Source organism: Virgibacillus xinjiangensis (genome assembly GCF_042643145.1).
Taxonomy (GTDB): Bacteria; Bacillota; Bacilli; order Bacillales; family Amphibacillaceae; genus Virgibacillus_O; species Virgibacillus_O xinjiangensis.
Genome location: NZ_JBHRSA010000057.1, coordinates 102,632 through 123,472, shown reverse-complemented (window position 1 = coordinate 123,472; position 20,841 = coordinate 102,632). Strand labels below are relative to the sequence as shown.

Annotated in this window: 21 protein-coding genes, 8 tRNA genes and 1 rRNA gene; 23 read left to right on the top strand and 7 right to left on the bottom strand. The window is 44.6% G+C overall.

The window, feature by feature from the left end:
• The first annotated feature begins 126 nt into the window (after window positions 1–126).
• From rrf to ACFOGI_RS16090, 4 genes are all read left to right on the top strand, one after another.
• Window positions 127–242: ribosomal RNA gene (gene rrf, locus ACFOGI_RS16105) — 5S ribosomal RNA — on the top strand.
• 86 nt (window positions 243–328) lie between these two features.
• Window positions 329–403: transfer RNA gene (locus tag ACFOGI_RS16100), tRNA-Asn, on the top strand.
• A 7-nt stretch (window positions 404–410) separates the two neighbouring features.
• A tRNA-Thr gene (locus ACFOGI_RS16095) sits at window positions 411–483 on the top strand.
• 244 nt (window positions 484–727) lie between these two features.
• Entirely contained in the window at window positions 728–952 is a 225-nt protein-coding gene (locus tag ACFOGI_RS16090) for a hypothetical protein (protein ID WP_390274808.1), read from the top strand.
• Between the two features lie 194 nt (window positions 953–1,146).
• On the opposite strand, the gene fabI is transcribed toward ACFOGI_RS16090, so the two are convergent.
• The gene (fabI, locus tag ACFOGI_RS16085; RefSeq protein ID WP_390274805.1) at window positions 1,147–1,923 is read right to left on the bottom strand and encodes an enoyl-ACP reductase FabI; all 777 of its coding nucleotides are present in this window, start codon (window positions 1,921–1,923) and stop codon (window positions 1,147–1,149) included.
• A 201-nt stretch (window positions 1,924–2,124) separates the two neighbouring features.
• On the opposite strand from fabI, the gene ACFOGI_RS16080 reads away from it, so the two are divergent.
• The 11 genes from ACFOGI_RS16080 (at window position 2,125) to rocF (ending at window position 8,393) form a co-directional block, all read left to right on the top strand.
• Window positions 2,125–2,199, top strand: a tRNA-Glu gene (locus tag ACFOGI_RS16080).
• Between the two features lie 2 nt (window positions 2,200–2,201).
• Window positions 2,202–2,277 (top strand) — tRNA-Val (locus ACFOGI_RS16075).
• A gap of 2 nt (window positions 2,278–2,279) precedes the next feature.
• Window positions 2,280–2,355: transfer RNA gene (locus ACFOGI_RS16070), tRNA-Thr, on the top strand.
• A gap of 49 nt (window positions 2,356–2,404) precedes the next feature.
• A tRNA-Tyr gene (locus tag ACFOGI_RS16065) sits at window positions 2,405–2,489 on the top strand.
• 10 nt (window positions 2,490–2,499) lie between these two features.
• Window positions 2,500–2,574, top strand: a tRNA-Gln gene (locus ACFOGI_RS16060).
• Window positions 2,575–2,616: 42 nt separating this feature from the next.
• Window positions 2,617–2,689 (top strand) — tRNA-Lys (locus tag ACFOGI_RS16055).
• A 276-nt stretch (window positions 2,690–2,965) separates the two neighbouring features.
• Complete coding sequence (locus ACFOGI_RS16050) at window positions 2,966–4,255, top strand: hydroxymethylglutaryl-CoA reductase, degradative (protein WP_390274803.1); 1,290 nt, start codon at window positions 2,966–2,968, stop codon at window positions 4,253–4,255.
• A complete protein-coding gene (gene mvk / locus ACFOGI_RS16045; RefSeq protein WP_390274801.1) occupies window positions 4,252–5,214 on the top strand; it encodes a mevalonate kinase in 963 nt (320 codons plus the stop codon). The genes ACFOGI_RS16050 and mvk overlap by 4 nt, the downstream gene beginning before the upstream one ends.
• Window positions 5,215–5,243: 29 nt before the next feature.
• Entirely contained in the window at window positions 5,244–6,221 is a 978-nt protein-coding gene (gene mvaD, locus ACFOGI_RS16040) for a diphosphomevalonate decarboxylase (protein WP_390274798.1), read from the top strand.
• A gap of 12 nt (window positions 6,222–6,233) precedes the next feature.
• Window positions 6,234–7,340: a phosphomevalonate kinase gene (locus tag ACFOGI_RS16035; RefSeq protein WP_390274795.1), complete on the top strand. Its 1,107-nt coding sequence runs from the start codon at window positions 6,234–6,236 to the stop codon at window positions 7,338–7,340.
• A gap of 150 nt (window positions 7,341–7,490) precedes the next feature.
• A complete protein-coding gene (gene rocF, locus ACFOGI_RS16030; protein ID WP_390274793.1) occupies window positions 7,491–8,393 on the top strand; it encodes an arginase in 903 nt (300 codons plus the stop codon).
• Between the two features lie 101 nt (window positions 8,394–8,494).
• On the opposite strand, the gene ACFOGI_RS16025 is transcribed toward rocF, so the two are convergent.
• Window positions 8,495–8,644 carry a Spo0E family sporulation regulatory protein-aspartic acid phosphatase gene (locus ACFOGI_RS16025; protein ID WP_390274790.1) on the bottom strand — a complete coding sequence of 50 codons (150 nt, stop codon included), beginning with the start codon at window positions 8,642–8,644 and terminating at the stop codon, window positions 8,495–8,497.
• Between the two features lie 141 nt (window positions 8,645–8,785).
• On the opposite strand from ACFOGI_RS16025, the gene sigW reads away from it, so the two are divergent.
• From sigW to glmS, 6 genes are all read left to right on the top strand, one after another.
• A complete protein-coding gene (gene sigW, locus ACFOGI_RS16020) occupies window positions 8,786–9,349 on the top strand; it encodes an RNA polymerase sigma factor SigW (protein ID WP_390274787.1) in 564 nt (187 codons plus the stop codon).
• A gap of 15 nt (window positions 9,350–9,364) precedes the next feature.
• Window positions 9,365–9,997 (top strand): zf-HC2 domain-containing protein, encoded by a 633-nt coding sequence (locus ACFOGI_RS16015; protein ID WP_390274784.1) that lies wholly within the window; start codon window positions 9,365–9,367, stop codon window positions 9,995–9,997.
• 215 nt (window positions 9,998–10,212) lie between these two features.
• Complete coding sequence (gene cdaA / locus ACFOGI_RS16010; RefSeq protein ID WP_390274781.1) at window positions 10,213–11,031, top strand: diadenylate cyclase CdaA; 819 nt, start codon at window positions 10,213–10,215, stop codon at window positions 11,029–11,031.
• Window positions 11,024–12,253 (top strand): CdaR family protein, encoded by a 1,230-nt coding sequence (locus ACFOGI_RS16005; protein ID WP_390274779.1) that lies wholly within the window; start codon window positions 11,024–11,026, stop codon window positions 12,251–12,253. The genes cdaA and ACFOGI_RS16005 overlap by 8 nt, the downstream gene beginning before the upstream one ends.
• Before the next feature lie 61 nt (window positions 12,254–12,314).
• On the top strand, window positions 12,315–13,661 hold the full coding sequence (gene glmM, locus ACFOGI_RS16000) for a phosphoglucosamine mutase (protein ID WP_390274777.1): 1,347 nt from the start codon (window positions 12,315–12,317) through the stop codon (window positions 13,659–13,661).
• Window positions 13,662–14,214: 553 nt separating this feature from the next.
• The gene (glmS, locus tag ACFOGI_RS15995) at window positions 14,215–16,017 is read left to right on the top strand and encodes a glutamine--fructose-6-phosphate transaminase (isomerizing) (RefSeq protein WP_390274774.1); all 1,803 of its coding nucleotides are present in this window, start codon (window positions 14,215–14,217) and stop codon (window positions 16,015–16,017) included.
• A gap of 51 nt (window positions 16,018–16,068) precedes the next feature.
• Here the strand turns inward: glmS and ACFOGI_RS15990 are convergent, their stop codons facing one another.
• Both ACFOGI_RS15990 and ACFOGI_RS15985 read right to left on the bottom strand, forming a co-directional pair.
• Window positions 16,069–16,422 carry a DnaJ family domain-containing protein gene (locus ACFOGI_RS15990; protein WP_390274772.1) on the bottom strand — a complete coding sequence of 118 codons (354 nt, stop codon included), beginning with the start codon at window positions 16,420–16,422 and terminating at the stop codon, window positions 16,069–16,071.
• Window positions 16,423–16,505: 83 nt separating this feature from the next.
• Window positions 16,506–16,916, bottom strand: a complete 411-nt coding sequence (locus ACFOGI_RS15985) for a YugN family protein (RefSeq protein ID WP_390274769.1) — start codon at window positions 16,914–16,916, stop codon at window positions 16,506–16,508.
• Between the two features lie 134 nt (window positions 16,917–17,050).
• On the opposite strand from ACFOGI_RS15985, the gene ACFOGI_RS15980 reads away from it, so the two are divergent.
• Together ACFOGI_RS15980 and ACFOGI_RS15975 are read left to right on the top strand one after the other, a co-directional pair.
• Window positions 17,051–17,668, top strand: coding sequence for a class I SAM-dependent methyltransferase (locus ACFOGI_RS15980; protein WP_390274766.1), 618 nt, complete (start codon window positions 17,051–17,053; stop codon window positions 17,666–17,668).
• Window positions 17,669–17,690: 22 nt separating this feature from the next.
• Complete coding sequence (locus ACFOGI_RS15975) at window positions 17,691–18,296, top strand: class I SAM-dependent methyltransferase (RefSeq protein WP_390274762.1); 606 nt, start codon at window positions 17,691–17,693, stop codon at window positions 18,294–18,296.
• Between the two features lie 52 nt (window positions 18,297–18,348).
• On the opposite strand, the gene ACFOGI_RS15970 is transcribed toward ACFOGI_RS15975, so the two are convergent.
• Genes ACFOGI_RS15970 through ACFOGI_RS15960 form a run of 3 tightly spaced genes read right to left on the bottom strand, consistent with a single transcriptional unit; the run spans window position 18,349 to window position 20,785 of the window.
• On the bottom strand, window positions 18,349–18,924 hold the full coding sequence (locus tag ACFOGI_RS15970; RefSeq protein WP_390274760.1) for a 5' nucleotidase, NT5C type: 576 nt from the start codon (window positions 18,922–18,924) through the stop codon (window positions 18,349–18,351).
• 12 nt (window positions 18,925–18,936) lie between these two features.
• The gene (gene ribD, locus ACFOGI_RS15965; RefSeq protein WP_390274757.1) at window positions 18,937–20,040 is read right to left on the bottom strand and encodes a bifunctional diaminohydroxyphosphoribosylaminopyrimidine deaminase/5-amino-6-(5-phosphoribosylamino)uracil reductase RibD; all 1,104 of its coding nucleotides are present in this window, start codon (window positions 20,038–20,040) and stop codon (window positions 18,937–18,939) included.
• Window positions 20,033–20,785 (bottom strand): GTP cyclohydrolase II, encoded by a 753-nt coding sequence (locus tag ACFOGI_RS15960; protein WP_390274755.1) that lies wholly within the window; start codon window positions 20,783–20,785, stop codon window positions 20,033–20,035. The genes ribD and ACFOGI_RS15960 overlap by 8 nt, the downstream gene beginning before the upstream one ends.
• Window positions 20,786–20,841 lie beyond the last annotated feature (56 nt).

Below are 20,841 nucleotides of genomic sequence, written 5' to 3'. Positions count from 1 at the left end.
GACGAATACTAATCGATCGAGGACTTAACTACATTCTTTTACGATGTCACGGTATTGCCTCTTATTTAGTTTTCGAGGTATAAATACAAAGCGCAAGCTTTATATATAACCTTATATAATAAGTGGTCTGGCGGCGATGGCGGAGAGGTCACACCTGTTCCCATGCCGAACACAGAAGTTAAGCTCTCCAGCGCCGATGGTAGTTGGGACTTTGTCCCTGCGAGAGTAGGACGCTGCCAGGCTTCTTTTATCATCTTCCTATATATTATTGTATAGGATTTTGTCAAACAACATATAATGTAAACAGCAATAAATACTTCATTATTATTCCACAGTAGCTCAGTGGTAGAGCTATCGGCTGTTAACCGATCGGTCGCAGGTTCGAATCCTGCCTGTGGAGCCATTCTTATGCTTCCATAGCTCAGTAGGTAGAGCACTTCCATGGTAAGGAAGGGGTCAGCGGTTCGAGTCCGCTTGGAAGCTCTATATAAAAAAAGCCTGTATATTATACAGGCTTTTTTTTATCTGTTCAGAACTGATTACGAAATAATAAAACTAAGATGGTGTGATTTCTACTATTGATGCATATGCAACTTTATATAGGATGATTATATCTATCTCCAGTTTGCGATTTAAAAATTAAAAAAGAGATAGGGACAGGCTAGGCAGCATAAGATTATACAGAGGGTGGTATACTGCAAACTCGCCATAAAGAAGGAGGTGGGGGATGGCAGACAAAAAGCGTTGGTTTAGGAGAACAGGGGAGGGCCAGGAAAAGAAACGTGAAATAATGGGGCTTATTATTCTTGTTTTTCTTTTACTGATTGCGGGTCTCATAATCGGCAGGCTGACTGCTCCTGAAGAGCAAGAAGAAGACACGTCGATGTGGTCCACCGTACAGACAAAAGAGGCCGAGGAACGGCCTTTTTTTTATCACTATTTAAGGATATAGTTATCTTCCTAATCAATCCCACTCATATTTACCGGTTTCTTATATTTATGTGGTGAGAAATCATATTGTACCCACCTATAAAGACTGGCTGCCTTTCTAAGGCAGCCAGTCTCAACATGATGACTTCAGGTGAATATGGTCCATGCTGGCAGAGGAACTCTGGATAGCTATCTAGATTTTATCCCTTGTTTGTTTCATCCACCAATAATGTTAAACCCAGAATCAACATGTAATATTTCTCCTGTAACGCCTCTTGAGAGGTCGCTCATAAAGAAGAGGGTAGCATCTCCTACTTGATCCTGATCTACATTGCGCCGAAGGGGAGCTACTTCTTCAATTTTCCCTGCTTTTTCATTGAAACCGGAGACCCCCTTTGCAGAGAGGGTGCGAATTGGGCCAGCAGAAACAGCATTCACCCGTATTCCAAGTTTCCCGACATCCTCTGCAAGATACCGCATGCTGGCCTCAAGAGAAGCCTTTGCCACACCCATCACATTATAGTTTTTGATTACTCGTTCAGAACCAAGATAGGTCTGGGTAACAATACTTCCTCCTTCAGCCATTATGTCTTTGGCTGCTTTGGTGACTGCTACGAGAGAATAGGCGCTGATTTCCTGAGCGAGAAGAAAGCCTTCCCGAGAAGTTTCAGCATAATCTCCTTGTAATTCCTCTCTATTAGCAAAGGCTACAGAATGGATAACGCCATGGATGATGCCGACCTTATTTTTAATTTCTTCAAAGGCTTCCTGAATGCTTTGATCGCTGGCCACATCACAAGTAACAATCAATTCCGCACTAATATCATTTTTTTCCAGGAGTTTAACCAGTTTATTATAGGAACGTTCCTGTCTATTTGTGAAAATAAGATTTGCTCCAGCATTATGTAGTGACTTTGTTATCCCCCAGGCTATGCTTCGTTCATTAGCTACACCCATCACCACTATATTTTTCCCTTGCAATAAATCTGACATGCTTGCACCTCCAAATTATTCTTCTGTACATTATACCTAATAATCGAGGGGAAGGAAATCCATACTCTTTCTCATCCCTGCCTTTAACTCCTGGTGGGAGTGAACAAAAAAAAGATAAAAAAATTTCATTAACCCCTTTACAAATGTTTCGTATCGGGTTATACTAAGTTTCGTCAGTTTGCGACAGACATTATAAAAACTGGCCCGTTGGTCAAGTGGTTAAGACACCGCCCTTTCACGGCGGTAACACGGGTTCGAATCCCGTACGGGTCACCATTGGAGGATTAGCTCAGCTGGGAGAGCACCTGCCTTACAAGCAGGGGGTCGCAGGTTCGAGCCCTGCATCCTCCACCATTGCCGGCCTAGCTCAATTGGTAGAGCAACTGACTTGTAATCAGTAGGTTGGGGGTTCAAGTCCTCTGGCCGGCACCATTTTTCTTTTTTTATGTTTAAAAACAGTTGAATTGGTCACAATACTTACGGAGGGGTAGCGAAGTGGCTAAACGCGGCGGACTGTAAATCCGCTCCCTCAGGGTTCGGGAGTTCGAATCTCTCCCCCTCCACCATTTATAGTGTTGGGCTATAGCCAAGCGGTAAGGCATCGGGTTTTGATCCCGTGTACCCCAGGTTCGAATCCTGGTAGCCCAGCCACTTTTTTTATTTTCAGAGCATTTTCCTAAAAATTTACTATAGGAGCCATTAGCTCAGCTGGCAGAGCATCTGACTTTTAATCAGAGGGTCGGAGGTTCGAATCCTCCATGGCTCATTTCTTTATCGATTAATATATGAGGTTAAATAATAAACAAGGCTTGTAACAATAGCCTTGTTTATTTGCATTTTAAGGGGATGTTCTCATTATGGGCCGAGTAATTGATGCCTATGGTCTGTCGCTCCCTTTTCTGGCTCATAGTCTGAACTCCTATGTGTATTTCGTTGAAACAGATAGATGGTTACGTGTTATAATATGCTTATATGAGCACTTTTGAGCAAATTTAATTCACTTCACGTATATAATACCTATGGATAAAAAGGATGGTTGAGGATGAAATCTTCTAGGATTCCCGGTTTTTATAACAAGCCAATGGAGGAGCGCAGAGAACTATTGGCAGAATTGGCTGCATTGAATGAAACTGAGACAGCCGTATTATCTTCCGGTGAACCATTACCGGCAGCTACAGCCGATAAGATGATTGAGAATGTCATTGGAACTTTTCCCCTGCCGCTGGGTTTAGGATTGAATTTCCTTATAAACGGGAAAGAATATGTAGTACCGATGGCGGTCGAGGAGCCATCGGTAGTCGCCTCGGCCAGTCACATAGCAAAAATAGTCCGGAGTGCTGGCGGGTTTACTGCAGAAACGACGGAGAGGGTAATGATAGGGCAGATCCAAGTAGTAGGCGCTCCTGATAATCAGGCAGCGAAAGAGGAGTTGCTCTCAAAGAAAGAAATGTTGCTTCAAAGTGCTAATGACGCCTATCCGAGTATAGTGAAAAGAGGGGGCGGCGCAGAGGATCTGGAAGTAAGGGTTTTGAATGAAGAGTCCGATTCAATGTATGGGCAGATGCTCGTACTCCATATATACATCAATACCTGTGATGCGATGGGAGCCAATATTATCAATACGATGGTGGAATCTCTGGCGCCCATTGTGGAGGAAGTGACAAAGGGTAAGGTCTATTTGCGGATTTTGTCCAATTATGCGGACAAATGTATAGCTAAGGCCCGTTGTGTAATTCCACCTCATTTACTAAAAACCGGTGAATCCTCAGGAGAAGATGTTAGGGACGGAGTGGTGAGCGCCTTCCAATTTGCAGATTCGGATCCCTATCGTGCTGTCACGCACAACAAAGGAATCATGAATGGGATAGATCCGGTTGTCATTGCCACGGGCAATGATTGGCGCGCTGTAGAAGCTGGAGCACATGCTTATGCAGCACGCAATGGCTATTATGGTTCGATGACAAAGTGGTCGACTGATAGGAATGGTAACCTTGTCGGTGAACTCGAGCTACCCATGGCGGTGGGCTCTGTCGGTGGATCAATTGGCGTTCATCCCATGTCAAAAACAGCATTGAAGATCCTTGATATCGGGTCTGCCCGAGAACTTGCTGAAGTGATCGTAACGGTGGGTCTTGCCCAGAATCTCGGAGCTTTGAAGGCATTGGTTACAGAAGGAATCCAAAAGGGCCATATGGCATTACATTCTCGCTCTGTTGCTATAGCGGCAGGGGCTACTGGGGAGATGATAGACGTGATTGCAGAACAGTTGATCCAAGAAAATGAAATCCGTGTCGGAAAAGCTAAAGAATTGGTGGAAAAGGCTAAAAAATGAATATACAAAAAGTGACAGCTTCAGAACAAACAGCAGTAGGGATAGCACACAGCAAGTTGATACTGATTGGCGAGCATGCGGTTGTGCACGGACAACCAGCCATCGCCATTCCATTTCCGCTGGTCGGAGTGGAATCGGTTGTCGAATATGTGCCCGGGACTGTCAAACTGGATAGCTCCTTCTACCATGGGCCCATTGATTCGGTTCCTGATAACCTGGATGGGATAGCCAATTGTGTCCGAGGAACACTTGACCACTTAAGTATTCCCTGCAAGGATCTGTTGATCAGAATAAACTCTTCTATCCCTCATGGGAAAGGACTGGGTTCCAGTGCATCTGTTGCCGTGTCCATCGTCCGTTCCCTTTTTGCCTATGCTGAAGAAGAATATACCAGTGAAGAGCTTCTGCGGTTAGCAGATATTGCGGAGACTTATGCTCATGGTTCTCCTAGCGGGATTGATACCATCACCATAACATCTGAAAAGCCTATCTGGTATGAGAAGGAGAAACCCATCGATTTCATCGAGCTGCAGGAAGATTTTCACTTCGTGGTGGCTGATTCCGGAAGAATCGGAGATACTCGTCTTGCCGTAGAAGCGGTAGCTGACTTAGTAAAAACTGCTCCTAAGCGATTCCAGAGAAAATTGGATCGTATTGGTGAACTTACTCATCAAGCTAAATATGCACTTGAAAAGGCTGGAAAGCATTTTCTGGGCCACATGCTTAATGAAGCACAGAAAGAATTAGAAGCACTGGGAGTAAGTGATGCAGGTCTGAATAAACTTATCTATTTTGCACGGCAGGAAGGTGCTTTGGGTGCTAAACTGACAGGCGGTGGCAATGGTGGATGCATCATTGCCCTTGCAAAAAATGAAGTTCACTCCCGACAGTTGGCCGAAAGGCTCCGAAAGGTCGGGGCCCATGCTGTGTGGCCGTTTGTCCTGAAGAATGACCAATAGGAACAGTAAAGAAAGGTGCAGAGAATAAAATGAAGGCTACTGCAAGAGCGCACACAAATATTGCTTTAATCAAATATTGGGGGAAGCGGAATGAGCAGCTGATCCTGCCAACCAACAGTAGTCTTTCCCTCACATTGAATGGATTTCATACCACTACAACGGTGGAATTCCAGGAAGATTTGACAGAGGACAACTTCTTCTTAAATGACGAATCGGTCAAAGGTGAGCAATACGACCGGGTGGCCAAGTTTCTAGACCTGATTCGCCTTAGAACTGGGAAAGAGGGGTTGTATGCATCTGTTCGGTCGACAAATGAGGTACCTACCGCGGCAGGATTTGCTTCCTCAGCCTCTGGTTTTGCGGCACTTGCAGCTGCAGGAACCAAGGCTGCTGGGTTAGAGATGAGCAGTCAGGATCTATCCAGGATTACTCGGCAAGGCTCCGGGTCAGCTTGCCGCTCCATTTATGGAGGCTTTGCTGAATGGAGAATGGGCGACAGGCCAGATGGCGCAGATTCGCATGCTATTCCAGTGGCATCTGCAGAACATTGGGACATCCGTGTTGCGGCTGTTGTTTTGAATGATACCATGAAAAAAGTATCCAGCCGTGCAGGGATGAAACGTACCGTTGAAACGTCCCCATTTTTCCGTGGGTGGATTGAAAGTGTCCCGAACGACTTGAAGGAGATAAAAGCGGGGATTGCTATGAAAGACTTCGAAAAGGTTGGCCAGATTGCGGAAGCTAACTGTCTGAAAATGCATGCAACCACTCTGGGGGCAAACCCTCCTTTCACCTACTGGCTGGATACGACAATGACTGTGATGCAGAAGGTCCGGGAAATGAGGAAGTCAGGGCTTCCCGTCTACTTCACCATCGATGCAGGCCCAAATGTCAAAGTACTTTATCTTCCGGAATATGAAGAGAAGGTTAAGCAGATTCTCAGTGATATTGAAGGGGTAACGGACGTGCGATTAAGCAAGGTCGGCCAAGGGGTTACCTATTTATAGGAGTTGAACATATTGTCCCAAACATCCATGACTTTAAAAGTTCCCGGCAAGCTGATGGTTGCCGGTGAGTTTGCGGTCCTGGAACCGCATCATCGTCTTATTGTGATGGCGGTAGACCGCTTTGTATACGCTACTGTCGAGTCCAGTGATAAATACCGTCTCTCTTTGGAAGACTTCCAGCTCTATGACCTCCCATGGAAGATAGAGGAGGGGCGGGTACATATTGAATCGAGTGACCCGCGGATAAAGTTTGCGGAGGATGCCATGAGTACCGCTGTTGCTTATCTCCTTGAGCAATCGGCCAACCTTGCTCCTTTTCAGTTGTCGATAAAAAGTGAACTAGACGACGCCTCGGGGGTGAAATACGGTCTAGGTTCCAGTGCTGCTGTGGTGGTCGCGGTAATTTCCTCGGTGCTGCATCATGTGATGGAAGATGAACCTCAAAAAGAACTCATTTTCAAACTTGCAGCCATGTCCCATATAAAAACACAGGGGAATGGATCAGGAGCAGATGTCGCTGCATCTTCTTATGGTGGATTTCTACAATATACGTCTTTCCAGGCGGAATGGCTGAGCGATGCACTTAAATCGACCTCAACGGTGACAGACGTATTGGAAAAGGATTGGATCTATCATTCCATCCAACCTGTCTATCTACCGGATGATGTATATGTATGTATAGGCTGGACAGGAAAGCCGGCCTCGACTAAGAAATTGGTGGACGAAATTTTACAGCTGAAAGCCGACTTACCTGGGGCTTACGGTAAATTCTTAAGGGATAGCAGGATGGCTGTCAACGAACTTTTAAAAGGAATCAATCATCAAGATACTTCCAGGATTTTAACAGGTGTCAAATGGAATAGGACAGCACTTGCACAGGTGGGAAATAAGGCAGGTGTCGAGGTGGAAACAAAGCTTTTGAGCCGGTTATGTGATTTAGCTGAAGCGTACGGAGGAGCAGGGAAGCCCTCAGGCGCAGGTGGTGGGGATTGTGGGATTGCTTTCATGCCCTCACCAGAGCAGGCAGAGAAACTGATGAACGCATGGGCTGCGGAAGGCATTAAGCCGTTAGCTCTTCATCCCTATCTCAAGGGTGCTGAAGTCTTGAATAACCCATAAAAACGAGCAGGCAGTTGCCTGCTTTTTTTCTCGAACTCGCCAACCACAACGATTTCCTGCGTTGCGGCCAATGCATAGATATACAAAAAAATGTACAGTTGAGTCATTTAACAGATTTTATCTACAATGATGGTATAAGGAGGTATGAATATGATTGATAAAATGTCTATTATCGGTGTTCCCATGGATCTGGGGCAGAGTCGCCGGGGAGTAGATATGGGGCCAAGCGCCATGCGGTATGCCGGTGCCATAGAGAAATTGCAGAGCTTGAAACAAGATATTCATGATTTAGGGGATATAGCTATAGAGCGGCCTGATTCCCTGCAAGAACAGGATGAAACCAATCTTAAAAACCTGCCGCAGGTCATCAGGGCTAATGAAGAACTTGCCAGGTGCGTGGATACAGAAATAGAAAAAGAGCGTTTTCCTCTCATTTTGGGAGGCGACCATAGCATCGCCATCGGGAGCTTGGCAGGGATTTCCAGGCATTATGAAAACCTGGGGGTTATCTGGTATGATGCTCACGGGGATTTGAATTCGAGCGAAACTTCCCCATCCGGAAACATCCATGGCATGCCTCTGGCTGTGAGTCTAGGGATCGGCCATGAGAAATTAACTAATTTACATGGCCATGGCCCAAAGATAAAACCAGAGAATATTGTCATCGTTGGGGCGCGTTCCCTTGACCCGGGAGAACGTGAGCTCATCAGGGAACAAGGCATCAAAGTATTTACTATGCATGAGATTGATCGGATGGGAATGCCAGCAGTAATGGAAGAGACCATTGACTACTTAACAGATCGTACCGATGGAGTTCATTTGAGTCTGGATTTGGATGGATTGGATCCTTCTGAAGCCCCAGGTGTAGGTACACCGGTCATTGGAGGCATGACTTATCGGGAGAGTCACCTTGCAATGGAAATGCTTGCTGAATCGGGGATGATCACGTCAGCTGAATTTGTGGAGGTTAATCCTATACTGGACGAAAAGAATAAAACGGGGGAAATGGCTGTTGGCTTGATGGGCTCCTTGTTTGGCGAGAAGCTGAAGTAAATCAGAAGTATATATAAAAAGACATTAAATTTTCCCTCATGAAAATTTAATGTCTTTTTTTGTATAATTTATGTAGGCTCATGGAAGTTAACTTTATAATATTATGCATAATTTTGATACTCATTAATTAATTTGTCCAGTTTCATACTGGACGACATAACCACTTCGGAAGTCAAGTCGTGTGTATCACTGAGAGAAATCATTTCTTGACGGCATTCTTCAATTTTCTCCAATAAAACAGATTTACTCACAAATCTTTCCTCCTATCTAGTATACTATACTATGTAATTACCCGCGTGTTTGCAATTTTAAACATAAAAACATCATATTTATGAAACTTTTTCTTTAACATGTCCGTAATTATAATTACCGCATAAAGCGGAGGTTCGTATATGGAGCAATTTATCTTACAAAGAATAAAACAAGTGAAAAAGGGTGACCAGTCAGCATTTGAAGATGTAATCTCCTTCTATCAAGGGAGGATTTTTCAACATTGTTTCCGAATGCTCGGGAATAGACATGAGGCTGAAGATCTGGCTCAGGAAACTTTTATCCGTGCCTATGTCAACATCGATTCCTTCGATACGAAGAGAAAATTTTCCACATGGTTATACCGTATAGCTACCAATTTATCAATTGACAGAATCCGAAAGCGCAAACCGGACTATTTTCTTGATGCAGAGATTAAGGGAACGGAAGGGTTGGACATGTACTCTCAGCTTGCCGCAGGCGGCCGTACCCCTGTAGAGGAAGTGGAAAGCCTGGAATTGAAAAGCAGTATTCAACAAGCCATATCGGAACTTCCCCCGAAATATAAGGGAATCATCGTTCTTAGATATCTTGAAGAGCTTTCTCTGCATGAGATCAGTGACATCATGGATATTCCTCTTGGAACAGTGAAAACGCGTCTTTATCGAGGTAGGGAAGCAATGAGGAAGAGGCTGCGCCATGTGTAAAGGAGTGTGATTAGAATGAAATGTCACGGTGAGGCTGTAAAGCTGATGCATCAATATTTAGATGGTGACATGACCACAGAAGAAGAGACAGCACTGCGTTCCCATTTAGAAGGTTGTGAAACATGCCAGGAACATTTCCATGAACTGAAGAAGACGATCACGCTTATTAAGAGCACGGAGAGCGTCGAAGTACCCGAAGATTTCACTCGAGGAGTGATGGATAGGCTGCCGCAGGAAAAGAAGCGAGTGAGGTATCGCCGCTGGTTCAAAGCTCATCCGGTAGTAACGGCTGCAGCCATTTTCTTTTTCTTAATGACAGGGAGCCTTTTTTCTTCTTGGAATCAGGATACAGAACTTATCGTCTCTAAAGAGGAAAATCTAAATATTGAGGGGAATACAGTAATTGTGCCGGAAGGTGTTACAGTAGAAGGAGACTTGCTTGTCAAAAATGGAGATCTGTTGATTGAAGGGGCAGTGAACGGGGATATAACTTTGATTAACGGTGAAGTTGTCGGTTCAACAATCGAAGGTGATGGACTTATGGCTTCGGCGGGCGAAGTTAATGGAGAAATAGAAACAATTGACCGGACATTCGAGTGGATTTGGTATAAAATCAAAACTTTCTTTGAAGGTGTGTTTGCCTTCTAAATAATAGTGGAAAAGAAAAGGGATAAAGCATGAGCTTTATTCCTTTTTTTGGCCTTGAAAGAGTTTAGTGGTCATAGTGGATTCGAAGGTTTTCAGGAAGAAAATGTGTTATAATTAGCACGTTACATATTTATAAACAATAATCGCAGAACAGCCTCCTCCAAGGAGGAATGAGCTGGTGTATAAGAGTATTTTAAATGTAGGGGTGTGTAATCATGCTTGATGGGGGATTCCGTTTAATAGAACTGCTTAGAATAGGCGTAGATATTGCTCTCGTCTGGTATGTATTATATAAATTGATCATGCTGATCCGTGGAACGAAGGCTATTCAGCTATTGAAGGGAATAGCTGTCGTACTGGCTGTTTGGCTTATTAGTATCCTGTTTGATTTACAGACGGTGCAGTGGATAACGAATCAAGCGATTTTATGGGGATTTCTTTCGATCATCATTCTTTTCCAGCCAGAATTGAGGCGGGCGCTGGAACAGATAGGCAGGGGAAACCTCTTTTCCCGGAATGCAAGGTCGGAGGAAGAGGTGATCGAAAAAAATATTGATGCAATCATCCAATCTGCAAAGTATATGGCGAAAAGGAGAATTGGTGCGTTGATTTCCATCGAACGTGAGACAGGAGTAGGCGAGTATGCTGAAACGGGGATTCCTATTGATGGTAAGTTATCCCATCAGCTGTTGACGAACATTTTTACGCCAAATACGCCTTTACATGATGGAGCGGTAATCATTAAAGGGAATGAGATTGCTGCGGCTGCATGCTATCTGCCATTGTCGGAAAGTCCGTTCATATCTAAAGAGCTGGGGACCAGGCACCGGGCAGCGATGGGAATCAGTGAAGTAACTGATGCACTGACGATCGTGGTTTCAGAGGAGACGGGGGATATTTCTTGTACTAAAAACGGAGAGTTATTCAGAAATCTGAGTGAAGACAGGCTCCGGGAAATACTCCAGGATAATCTGTCCCTGCAGCAAACCCCTGAAAAGAAATCAAAAAAGCGTGGGGGGGATACGAATGGATAACTGGTTCAAGAGTAAGTGGTTCATACGGGTCCTTGCTTTGGCATTTGCTGTGCTTCTCTATGTGTTCGTTAATGTGGAAGTGAACACTTCTACATCCGAGTCCGCCATCCCAGGCCGGGCTACGGAGGTGAAAACGATAGAGGAAGTACCAGTGGAAATTCGGATTGACCAGGAACAGTTTGTAGTAAGCGGGGTCCCGGAATATGTAACCGTGTCGCTGGAAGGCACTCCTGCATTACTGGCACCAACCGTCCTTCAAGAAAGTTTCGATGTGTTTGTCGACCTGCAAGGATTGGAGGAAGGCGAGCATACAGTAGAAATTCAACATGAAGACCTGTCTAATCAGCTCACTGCCTATATTGAGCCCAAGACGGTCGAGGTAACTATAGAGGAAAGAGCAACAGAGGAGTTTGAGGTAGGAGCAGAGTTTCTTAATGAAGATGAGCTGCCTACCGGTTTCGAATTGGGTGATTACAATATAGAACCGCAGACGGTGACCATTACAAGTTCACAAAGTGTCATAGATGAAATAGGGGTTGTAAATGTGTATGTTAACTTGTCTGGGGTGGAAGAATCGATTAACAACAGGGAACTCCCTGTGAATGTATATGATACGCAGGGCAATGAATTGAACGTAAGAGTCGAGCCAGAGAACGTCCAATTCTCAGCTGAATTGGAAAACCCAAGTAAGAAGGTGCCTGTGAATGTTGCTACTTCAGGAGAAGCTCCAGAAGGCTATGAAATAACATCCATATCTGCTAGTGTGGAGGAAGTAGAAGTTTATGCAACTTCCGATACACTGGAAGGTATTGAAGAAATCTCTACGGAGGAAATCGACCTGACCGAACGGACAGAGTCGGAAACCATTGAAGCAGAACTTGATCTGCCGGATGGTGCGGTTGTTCCTGAACCGGAAACTGTCGAGGTGGAGATAGAAGTGGACCAAACGGAAACAATTGAGGACGTTTCCTTACAGACTGAAGGGCTGGAGGAGGGACATGACCTGCAATTTATAGATCCCGGGAGCGGCCAGATGGATCTGCTGATTTCCGGGAGCCAGCCGGAAATCAGTCAACTGGATATAACTGATTTTCTCTTGACCATTGATCTAAGCGGAATGTCCGTTGGTGAACATCTCGTTCCAGTTGTCATTGAGGGTCCCGATTCAGATGGTTATGATGTTACCGGTGAGTATGAGGAAGTCACCGTCGCAATAAATTAAGCGAAAGAAATGACTATATTAGTTGAATGACAGGTTGATTCGCAAGTAAAGGAGAGGTAACATGGGAAAATATTTTGGAACGGATGGCGTTAGAGGGGTGGCAAATAAGGAACTTACCCCTGAAATGGCATTTAAATTAGGACGCTTCGGCGGTTATATACTGACAAAGGAAACAGAAAAACCGCGGATCCTAATTGGAAGAGATACAAGGGTTTCCGGTCCAATGCTGGAAAGTGCCCTGGTAGCAGGCCTGCTTTCCATCGGAGCGGAAGTTATGCGTCTTGGCGTCATTTCCACTCCTGGCGTCGCTTATTTGACAAAAGTTACAAGCTCGCAGGCCGGAGTGATGATTTCAGCTTCCCATAACCCTGTAGAAGACAACGGGATTAAGTTTTTCGGCCCAGACGGGTTTAAATTGTCTGATGCACAAGAAAATGAAATCGAGAGTCTTATGGATGGGGAAGATGATTTGCCTCGTCCGGCAGGAGTGGATATAGGCGTCATCAATGATTACTTTGAGGGCGGCCAAAAATATCTTTCTTTTCTTAAGGATACCATTGATAATGACTTTGAAGGGATGCAGATCGCTCTTGATTGTGCCCATGGCGCCACCTCAGGCCTGGCTACACATCTGTTTGCAGACTTGGAGGCAGACGTATTTACCGTCGGTTCTTCACCGGATGGTCTGAATATAAATGATGGGGTCGGCTCCACTCACCCGGAAACACTGCAGGCTTTTGTAAATGAAAAAGGAGCAGATGTAGGCCTGGCCTTTGACGGGGACGGAGACCGCTTAATTGCTGTGGACGAGAAAGGCAACATTGTCGACGGCGATCAGATCATGTTCATCTGTGCAAAATATATGAATTCCAAAGGATTGTTAAAGGATCATACGGTTGTTTCCACTGTTATGAGCAATATCGGTTTCTATAAAGCATTGGAAGAGAATGGTATGCGCAGTGATAAAACAGCGGTAGGCGATCGTTATGTGATGGAAGAAATGCGGAAAGGCGGCTTTAACCTTGGAGGGGAACAGTCAGGCCATATTATTTTCCTTGATTATACAACGACCGGGGACGGCATGTTGTCAGCCATTCAGTTGGTGAATGTCATGAAAGAAACCGGTAAGCCGTTGTCAGAGTTGGCCGCTGAGATGAGTGTATTCCCGCAAGTGCTGAAAAATGTAAAGGTAATCGATAAACAAGAAGCATTGGCCAACACGCAAATTCAGGAAGAAATAGATGCAGTTGAAAATGAACTCGGAGACCAGGGCCGAGTACTGGTACGTCCCTCCGGTACAGAGCCCCTGGTTCGCGTAATGGTGGAAGCTCCTACCAAAGCAGATTGTGAGAAATACGTCGATCAAGTAGCAGAAGTTATCGACCGTCTTCTCGGTGTAAAAGAGTAGCTTATAAAAGGCCGTTTTCCAAGAGGAAAACGGCCTTTTATCGTGTATGCTGCTTTAACACCGTTCTTGGAGTGCAAACCCGGTGCTATTCACGGGCGGAGAAGGTTAGGGAACGGCTTATGATCCCTCTGCATAAATTAGGTGTACCCAGTCCTTTTAACAAAAGTATTGACCAAATTAATTACCATCAAGTAAAATGAAATGAGCTCTCAACAGGAGTTTAGTTAACGAGGAATTGAGGTAAACTGAGAGAGCTGGCTTTTTATTCGAAAAATGAAAGGAGTCATCAAGTCTCACTGTCTTTTTAAAAGCGCCAGGACTATTCCCTGACCGGTGAAAGGGGATAGTTGACGAGGTGGAGGCTAATCGAGTGTTCGGCGGATTCCTCCCGGTTGTGCATCTCAACCGACATGCTTTTGCCTTAAAACAATAAGGTGACTTATTGGCCAAGGGGTTGAAGCAGGATGCAAACTTTTATATCACGGGAAAGGGGCAGCTGAACGCCCCTGAAATCAAGCGTTTTGTTGTCCCTTGATGAAGGAGGAACAACAATATGTGCGGAATTGTAGGATATATTGGTCAGAATGATACAACAGATGTTTTATTGAACGGGCTGGAGAAACTAGAGTATAGAGGGTATGATTCGGCCGGGATCGCTCTATTGACTGACAAAGGGCTTGAGTTGACAAAAGTGAAGGGGCGGATTGCAGCACTGCGTGAAAGTGTGGATACTTCCATCCGTGCCAACATGGGCATAGGACATACACGCTGGGCAACACATGGAGTGCCCAGTGAAGAAAATGCCCACCCTCATCAAAGTGCCTCAGGCAGGTTTACCCTTGTCCATAATGGTGTCATCGAAAACTATTTGGACCTAAAGAAAGAATTTCTGGCTGATGTCGACTTTGTTAGTGAAACTGATACAGAAATCATTGTACAACTCATAGAAAGGCTTCATGGAAAGTATGAAGATACAGTCGAAGCCTTCCGTCAGACCATGAAACTTTTGAAGGGTTCTTATGCCATTGCCATGATCGATGCAGAAGATCCGGAGACTTTCTATGTATCCAAGAATAAGAGTCCGTTGCTCGTAGGTCTTGGTGATAAGTTTAATGTGGTTGCAAGTGATTCGATGGCAACGTTGAAGTTGACTGATCAATATTTGGAAATTGAGGATAAAGAGATTGTACTGGTAAACCACAAGGAAGTGGAAATTCAGAAGCTTGATGGCCAAGTGGTGGAACGGACGCCGTTTACAGCAGAAATTGATGCCAGCGATACAGAAAAAGGGACCTATCCTCATTTCATGCTGAAGGAAATAGATGAACAGCCAATTGTCATGCGCAAAATCATCAATGAATATCAGGATGCTGACAACGCATTGAAGTTGGATGAGGATATCCGCAAAGCTATGCAGGAAACAGATCGAGTCTATATTATTGCTGCAGGTACCAGCTATCACGCCGGTCTTGTCGGCAAAGAATTCCTTGAAAAGCTTGCCAATATTCCGGTGGAAGTTCATGTCGCAAGTGAATTTTCCTATAACATGCCATTACTATCAGAAAAACCGCTTTTTGTATTCATCTCACAGAGCGGGGAAACAGCAGACAGCCGCAGCGTGCTTGTGAAGATTAAAGAATTGGGACATCCGGCACTAACGATTACAAACGTGCCAGGGTCCACCCTTTCCCGTGAAGCTGATTATACACTTCACTTGCATGCAGGGCCGGAGATTGCTGTCGCATCTACGAAGGCATATACAGCGCAAATTGCCGTGCTTGCTATCCTGGCGGTTGATACAGCGCAGGCAAAAAATCTTAACCTTGATTTTGATCCTCTCCAGGAACTTGCATTGGTAGCCAATGCTATGGAGGTTCTGACCGACCAGAAAGAGGAAGTGGAACAGCTGACCAGAAATTATCTGGCTACCACACGTAATGCATTCTTTATCGGTCGTAGTGCTGACTACAATGTTTCCCTGGAAGGCGCCCTGAAGCTGAAAGAGATTTCCTATATACAGGCAGAAGGATTTGCCGGCGGAGAATTGAAACATGGTACGATTGCCTTGATTGAAGAAGGGACACCGGTGATCGCCCTAGCGACACAGGAAAACGTCAACTATTCTATACGGGGAAATGTACAGGAAGTAGTGGCACGGGGAGCCAATGCTCTTGTAATCAGTATGAAAGGTTTGGAACAAGATGAGGATGCATTTGTGCTTCCGAAGGTTCATGAGCTGCTGACTCCGCTCATCAGTGTGGTACCGTTGCAGCTGCTCGCCTATTATGCAGCACTTCATCGTGACTGTGATGTTGATAAGCCGCGAAACCTCGCAAAAAGTGTGACAGTTGAATAAGTGAAAGATGAAAAGCGTGCCTGAATAAATACAGGCACGCTTATATTTGTTCTATAAAAATAGTTTTTGGTAGATCTTTCTGGCGTAATCCCGGAAACGAGGATTCCTGTGCAGATCCTTATTTTGAACGAATTCTTCAAACTCCAGCTTAGTTTTCATATCGTCCTTCTGAGAGGTTCCTGTAGCAAAGTAAAGAAGGTCAACCATGGTAAGGTCTTTCTTATTATCATCTAATTTGTCATCGATATATCCTGCATTTTTCAAAATGCGATAACCCATCCGCAGTTCCGGAGAGAGCCCTTGGAGATCTTCTTCTAAATTCAGTGGCTTCCCTTTTCCGGGAAGGTTGTCGAATTCACCCTGGTCCATTGCTTTTTTTATTCGCTCCTCCACAAACATGTACATATCACTCTCTCCTCCCATGTAAATGTACTAACAGTATAACATGAGAGAGGATAGGCGCTGTAGAACAGATTTTCTTCACGTTTTCAACTTATGTAGTCCAATATCGCTCCTATCGCCTGTTCACCTTCCATTTCCCATTTGCTTTTATCTTTTATTTGGCCATCTTTATCCAATGGTTCTTGGAATTGATTCAGCCCTGTGGCAGCCAGAAGCGACTGTTCATCTTTGTCGAGCCCGAGATGTACGACATGCTTGATGACAAAAGGTGTACCAAACTCAAGATAGGCTTCATCCCGGTCCAATTCTCCTTCCAGTACATGAAAGGGGATGCGGATGTAAATGGTCTCACCGGCTTCCCTGGACAGCACTCCATCGAAAAATCCTCCATCATATTCCCAACTGCCGCAAAGTGTATATCCATTTCGTTTGAATATCTTACGCACATCTCCAAAGTAAGCTTTCTTCCCTTCCATTTCCGTTTCCAACTTCAGCATATGATCACTCCTTCTGATACTATCATCTGTAGTATGGACGTATCGAAAAGAGTGCATACACTGACAGAGATTTACTGATAAAATGTTATACTTGTAAAGAAAAGAATTGATCAGACGATAAAGTGGTGAGGATTATGTTAGAAGACACAGGGGAAAGAGTGATCCCTGAGAATATGAAGATTACCAATGGACTGCTGATGGAACATGTCGCCAGATACCATTTTGCTGCAGAGTATGTTACAGGCAGGGTTCTGGATTTTGCAAGTGGGTCCGGTTATGGAGCCCATATCATAGCTAAATCATGCAAGCATAAAATCGATGAAGTTATTGGGGTGGATAAAGATAAGGAGGCCGTCAGGTATGCTAGAGGAATATACTACCATCCGCTTACGACCTTCCGGGAAGGAGATGTTACCGACCCGGGATTGCCGGGAGAGTTAGGTCAATTTGATGTTATCCTAAGTTTTGAAACAATAGAGCATATTACGGAAGAGGGACAGTTTCTTTCTAATATTTATCGCATGCTTAAGCCGGGAGGGATCCTAATTTTATCCACTCCGTTCGGCGAAGGGCGCGGGAAGCCATGCGGGCAGCCATACCATGTCCATCAGCTGAAGGTAGAAGAGTTTAAAGGCCTATTTTCTGCCTATAGGGAAGCCGATTTTTACTATCAAAAGGGCGTCTTGATCCAGCCAGCTGCTGCCGCCGAAGATAAGAACTTTCCGCTTGGAATAGTCGTATGCAAAAAATGACAGGGAAACAGGGGATTTATTGATGAAGGAATATGATTATGAAAAAATACTGAATATCAACACCAGTGGAGAACAACAGGGATATCCCCGTTCTCTCCATTACCATCCATATCAGCCTACTCCGTACAGTGCATTGGAAACACTATTCAGCAGTTATGAGGTCAAATCAACAGACAGGGTAGTGGACTTCGGTTGTGGGAAGGGAAGATTGAGTTTTTTCATCCATTATTATTACCATGCTAGTGTTATAGGAGTGGAAGTGAACAAAATCTTCTATCTCGAAGCGATGAATAACAAAATGAACTATAAGAAGAGAAATCAGGCCGGCCTTATTGAATTCCATCAAGGCCTTGCGCAAGAATACCCCATTGATCCGTATGATAACCGGTTTTATTTCTTTAATCCTTTTTCACTGGAAATTTTTATCCAGACGATCCATAATATCTTGTCCTCCCTTGAAAAGGACTATCGTGATATGGAATTGATTCTGTACTACAGTTCGGAGGAGTATATGTTATACCTCGACAATAATACTCCATTTGAGTTGAAGAGGGAGATACAACTGCCGGGAATAAGCAAAACCGACCCTTATGAGCGGTTCTTAATCTATAGCTTGGACTATGTCTGACATGCAGCAAATGCTTGAGCAATATCATAAAAGGCTTCCACTTGGGAAGCCTTTATAGTAGATGGTCGTCGATTATTTCTCTGAACTCGGACCAATCAGTGATACGCGAAACATGGCGGATATGCCGATTATAGGTTTGATCCTTCAAGAACAGGCGGGCAGGAATATCGGATAAGGTGTCCAGCACTTTAGGCTTGTCGTCCACATAATAATCCAAATCTAGTTCTTTGATCGTGTGAATCTTCTCTTCATCCTTCATACCGTAAAAAAAGCGGCTGTCCCGAATTGGAAAACCTTTTTTCCTCATCCAGTCCTTCGTCCGTTCTCCATGCTCTGCCGGGCGAGCCGTAATATAATAGATTTCATGCCCTTCTTCTGCAAGCTCCTGAAGCAGTTCCACAGCACCTGGGAAGGGCGGACAATCCGTATAGTAGATTTCTTCACGTGAATCCAGCCACATTTGTTTCCCTTCTTGATCGTCCATTCCAAAAGGTTCGTGGATTTCAAGCCGATCTAGTTTGAGGAATTCCTCCCGTGGTACCTTCTTCTGTAATTTGCGATTGTACAGATGGAAAGCATATTCTCGCAAGTTAATTAACGTATCATCAATATCGAATCCTATTTTCATCCTATCACCCTTTCATCTTTTGGTATTCTTATATATAGGGTATCCGATGAATTTGAAATCCTTGCCAACCATTTGAATGTCTGTGTCAGCGAGCTCAACTGCATCCTTCATCTCCTTGATTCCTTCGCCTTCTAGAAAGGTAGGGGCAGTCGAACCACCGACAAGCTTTGGAGCGAAGTAGAGAACAACTTTATCAACCAGGCGTTGCTCCAGAAAGGATGCGTGAATATTCCCCCCGCCTTCTACCAACAGGGATGATACCCCTTCTTTCCCTAGAATGTCTACAGCTTCTACAATATCCACTCTGTTCCTTCCGTTTGTTTCTATTACGGTTATTCCATGACTTTCCAATTGTAGGCGTTTTTTCTTATCATGACGCTGACTGGTGAATATCCAAGTTTCTGCTTCATTATCTGATATGACTTGATAATCCAGCGGTGTTTTCAGGGAAGAATCAACTATAATCCGAAGGGGATTGCGCCCGTTCGGTATTCTAGAAGTCAAAGCAGGATTATCCTGTAAGACGGTATTAACACCCACGAGGATAGCCATGTTTTCATTTCGGAGCTGATGGACATCTGTGCGCGCCTCTTCCGATGTGATCCATTTACTACTCAGGGAATGTGTCGCCACTTTTCCATCGAGAGTGGTACCGGCTTTCAAGGTGATGAATGGCTTTTTTTCCACAATGAATGTATTGAACACTTCATTCATGCTTTGGGCTTCTCGTTCGCGTATTCCGGTGACCACTTCTATCCCGGCGTCTTCCAATATCTTCACCCCATTGCCTGCAACAATGGGATTCGGATCCAATGTAGCAATAATTGCTCTCTTGATCCCCGCCTTTACTAATGCTTCAGCACATGGCCCTGTTCTGCCATGGTGGGAGCAGGGTTCCAGTGTTACATAAATGGTCCCGCCACGGGCATGGTCCCCAGCCATCCTTAATGCATGGATTTCAGCATGGGGTTCCCCAGCTTTCAAATGGGTACCCACCCCGACAATTCGATGATCATTGACAATAACGGAACCGACGAGCGGATTGGGATCGGTCTGTCCTTTCATTGCTCTTGCATTATTCAATGCCAAGTCCATATAGAATTCATGTTCAGTCATTTGGGCAAGTCCTTTCTTCTTCCATATGTCCAGACTTGTCCACTTTGGTCTGAAGATATTTCCGGTTGTATTCTGAAATATCCCCCCATAAAGGGGTACGTCCGGAGACAGACAAACCGGCGTTTTCCAATGCTTCCACTTTCAAGGGATTATTTGTGATCAAAGTGACTGGTTTTGTGCGCAGACGCTTCAATACCATTATGGCATCTTCATAACTGCGGGCATCATTCACAAAACCGAGACTCTCATTAGCTTCCACTGTATCATATCCGTTTTCCTGAAGAACATAGGCCATTGCCTTGCTGAACAGTCCAATTCCTCGTCCTTCATGATTGGCAAGGTAGAATAAAGCTCCTGCCCCATATTCATGGATTTTTTTCATTGATTCCTTCAGTTGGAAGCCACAGTCACAACGTTTGCTGCCGAAAATATCACCAGTGTGACAAATTGAATGCATACGAATAAGTGCGTCCTCTGACTCCTTGAAGTCACCATATACCAGTACACTGGACTGCTGATACTCTGCAAGGTTGGCGGAGGCCAAACGATCGATGATCCTCTCATAGTCTTCCGTCACTTCTTCATAATTAAGCCAGCAATACCATTGAAACACGACTGTTTCTCCGTACAGGTTGACCGGAAGTTGGATAGGCCCGACCAGATAGATAGCGGAATCTTCATGCTTAATGAGCTGTATTTTATCTTTCAAGACAGAAAATGCCTCTGAAGCCATTTTAAGTTCCATGGTTTTATCCCCCTTTATATATTTCTTAGTATAGTTAAAACCTAGGATATCATCAA

Bases quoted from the DNA above. Each gene is read 5' to 3' on its own strand.
- ACFOGI_RS15975 (WP_390274762.1), top strand. From the start codon at position 17,691: ATGAAGGAATATGATTATGAAAAAATACTGAATATCAACACCAGTGGA.
- rocF (WP_390274793.1), top strand. From the start codon at position 7,491: ATGATTGATAAAATGTCTATTATCGGTGTTCCCATGGATCTGGGGCAG.
- ribD (WP_390274757.1), bottom strand. From the start codon at position 20,040: ATGACTGAACATGAATTCTATATGGACTTGGCATTGAATAATGCAAGA.
- ACFOGI_RS16005 (WP_390274779.1), top strand. From the start codon at position 11,024: ATGGATAACTGGTTCAAGAGTAAGTGGTTCATACGGGTCCTTGCTTTG.
- ACFOGI_RS16015 (WP_390274784.1), top strand. From the start codon at position 9,365: ATGAAATGTCACGGTGAGGCTGTAAAGCTGATGCATCAATATTTAGAT.
- cdaA (WP_390274781.1), top strand. From the start codon at position 10,213: ATGCTTGATGGGGGATTCCGTTTAATAGAACTGCTTAGAATAGGCGTA.
- mvk (WP_390274801.1), top strand. From the start codon at position 4,252: ATGAATATACAAAAAGTGACAGCTTCAGAACAAACAGCAGTAGGGATA.
- ACFOGI_RS15980 (WP_390274766.1), top strand. From the start codon at position 17,051: ATGTTAGAAGACACAGGGGAAAGAGTGATCCCTGAGAATATGAAGATT.
- ACFOGI_RS15985 (WP_390274769.1), bottom strand. From the start codon at position 16,916: ATGCTGAAGTTGGAAACGGAAATGGAAGGGAAGAAAGCTTACTTTGGA.
- ACFOGI_RS15970 (WP_390274760.1), bottom strand. From the start codon at position 18,924: ATGAAAATAGGATTCGATATTGATGATACGTTAATTAACTTGCGAGAA.
- fabI (WP_390274805.1), bottom strand. From the start codon at position 1,923: ATGTCAGATTTATTGCAAGGGAAAAATATAGTGGTGATGGGTGTAGCT.
- ACFOGI_RS16050 (WP_390274803.1), top strand. From the start codon at position 2,966: ATGAAATCTTCTAGGATTCCCGGTTTTTATAACAAGCCAATGGAGGAG.
- glmM (WP_390274777.1), top strand. From the start codon at position 12,315: ATGGGAAAATATTTTGGAACGGATGGCGTTAGAGGGGTGGCAAATAAG.
- sigW (WP_390274787.1), top strand. From the start codon at position 8,786: ATGGAGCAATTTATCTTACAAAGAATAAAACAAGTGAAAAAGGGTGAC.
- mvaD (WP_390274798.1), top strand. From the start codon at position 5,244: ATGAAGGCTACTGCAAGAGCGCACACAAATATTGCTTTAATCAAATAT.
- ACFOGI_RS15990 (WP_390274772.1), bottom strand. From the start codon at position 16,422: ATGTACATGTTTGTGGAGGAGCGAATAAAAAAAGCAATGGACCAGGGT.
- glmS (WP_390274774.1), top strand. From the start codon at position 14,215: ATGTGCGGAATTGTAGGATATATTGGTCAGAATGATACAACAGATGTT.
- ACFOGI_RS16090 (WP_390274808.1), top strand. From the start codon at position 728: ATGGCAGACAAAAAGCGTTGGTTTAGGAGAACAGGGGAGGGCCAGGAA.
- ACFOGI_RS15960 (WP_390274755.1), bottom strand. From the start codon at position 20,785: ATGGAACTTAAAATGGCTTCAGAGGCATTTTCTGTCTTGAAAGATAAA.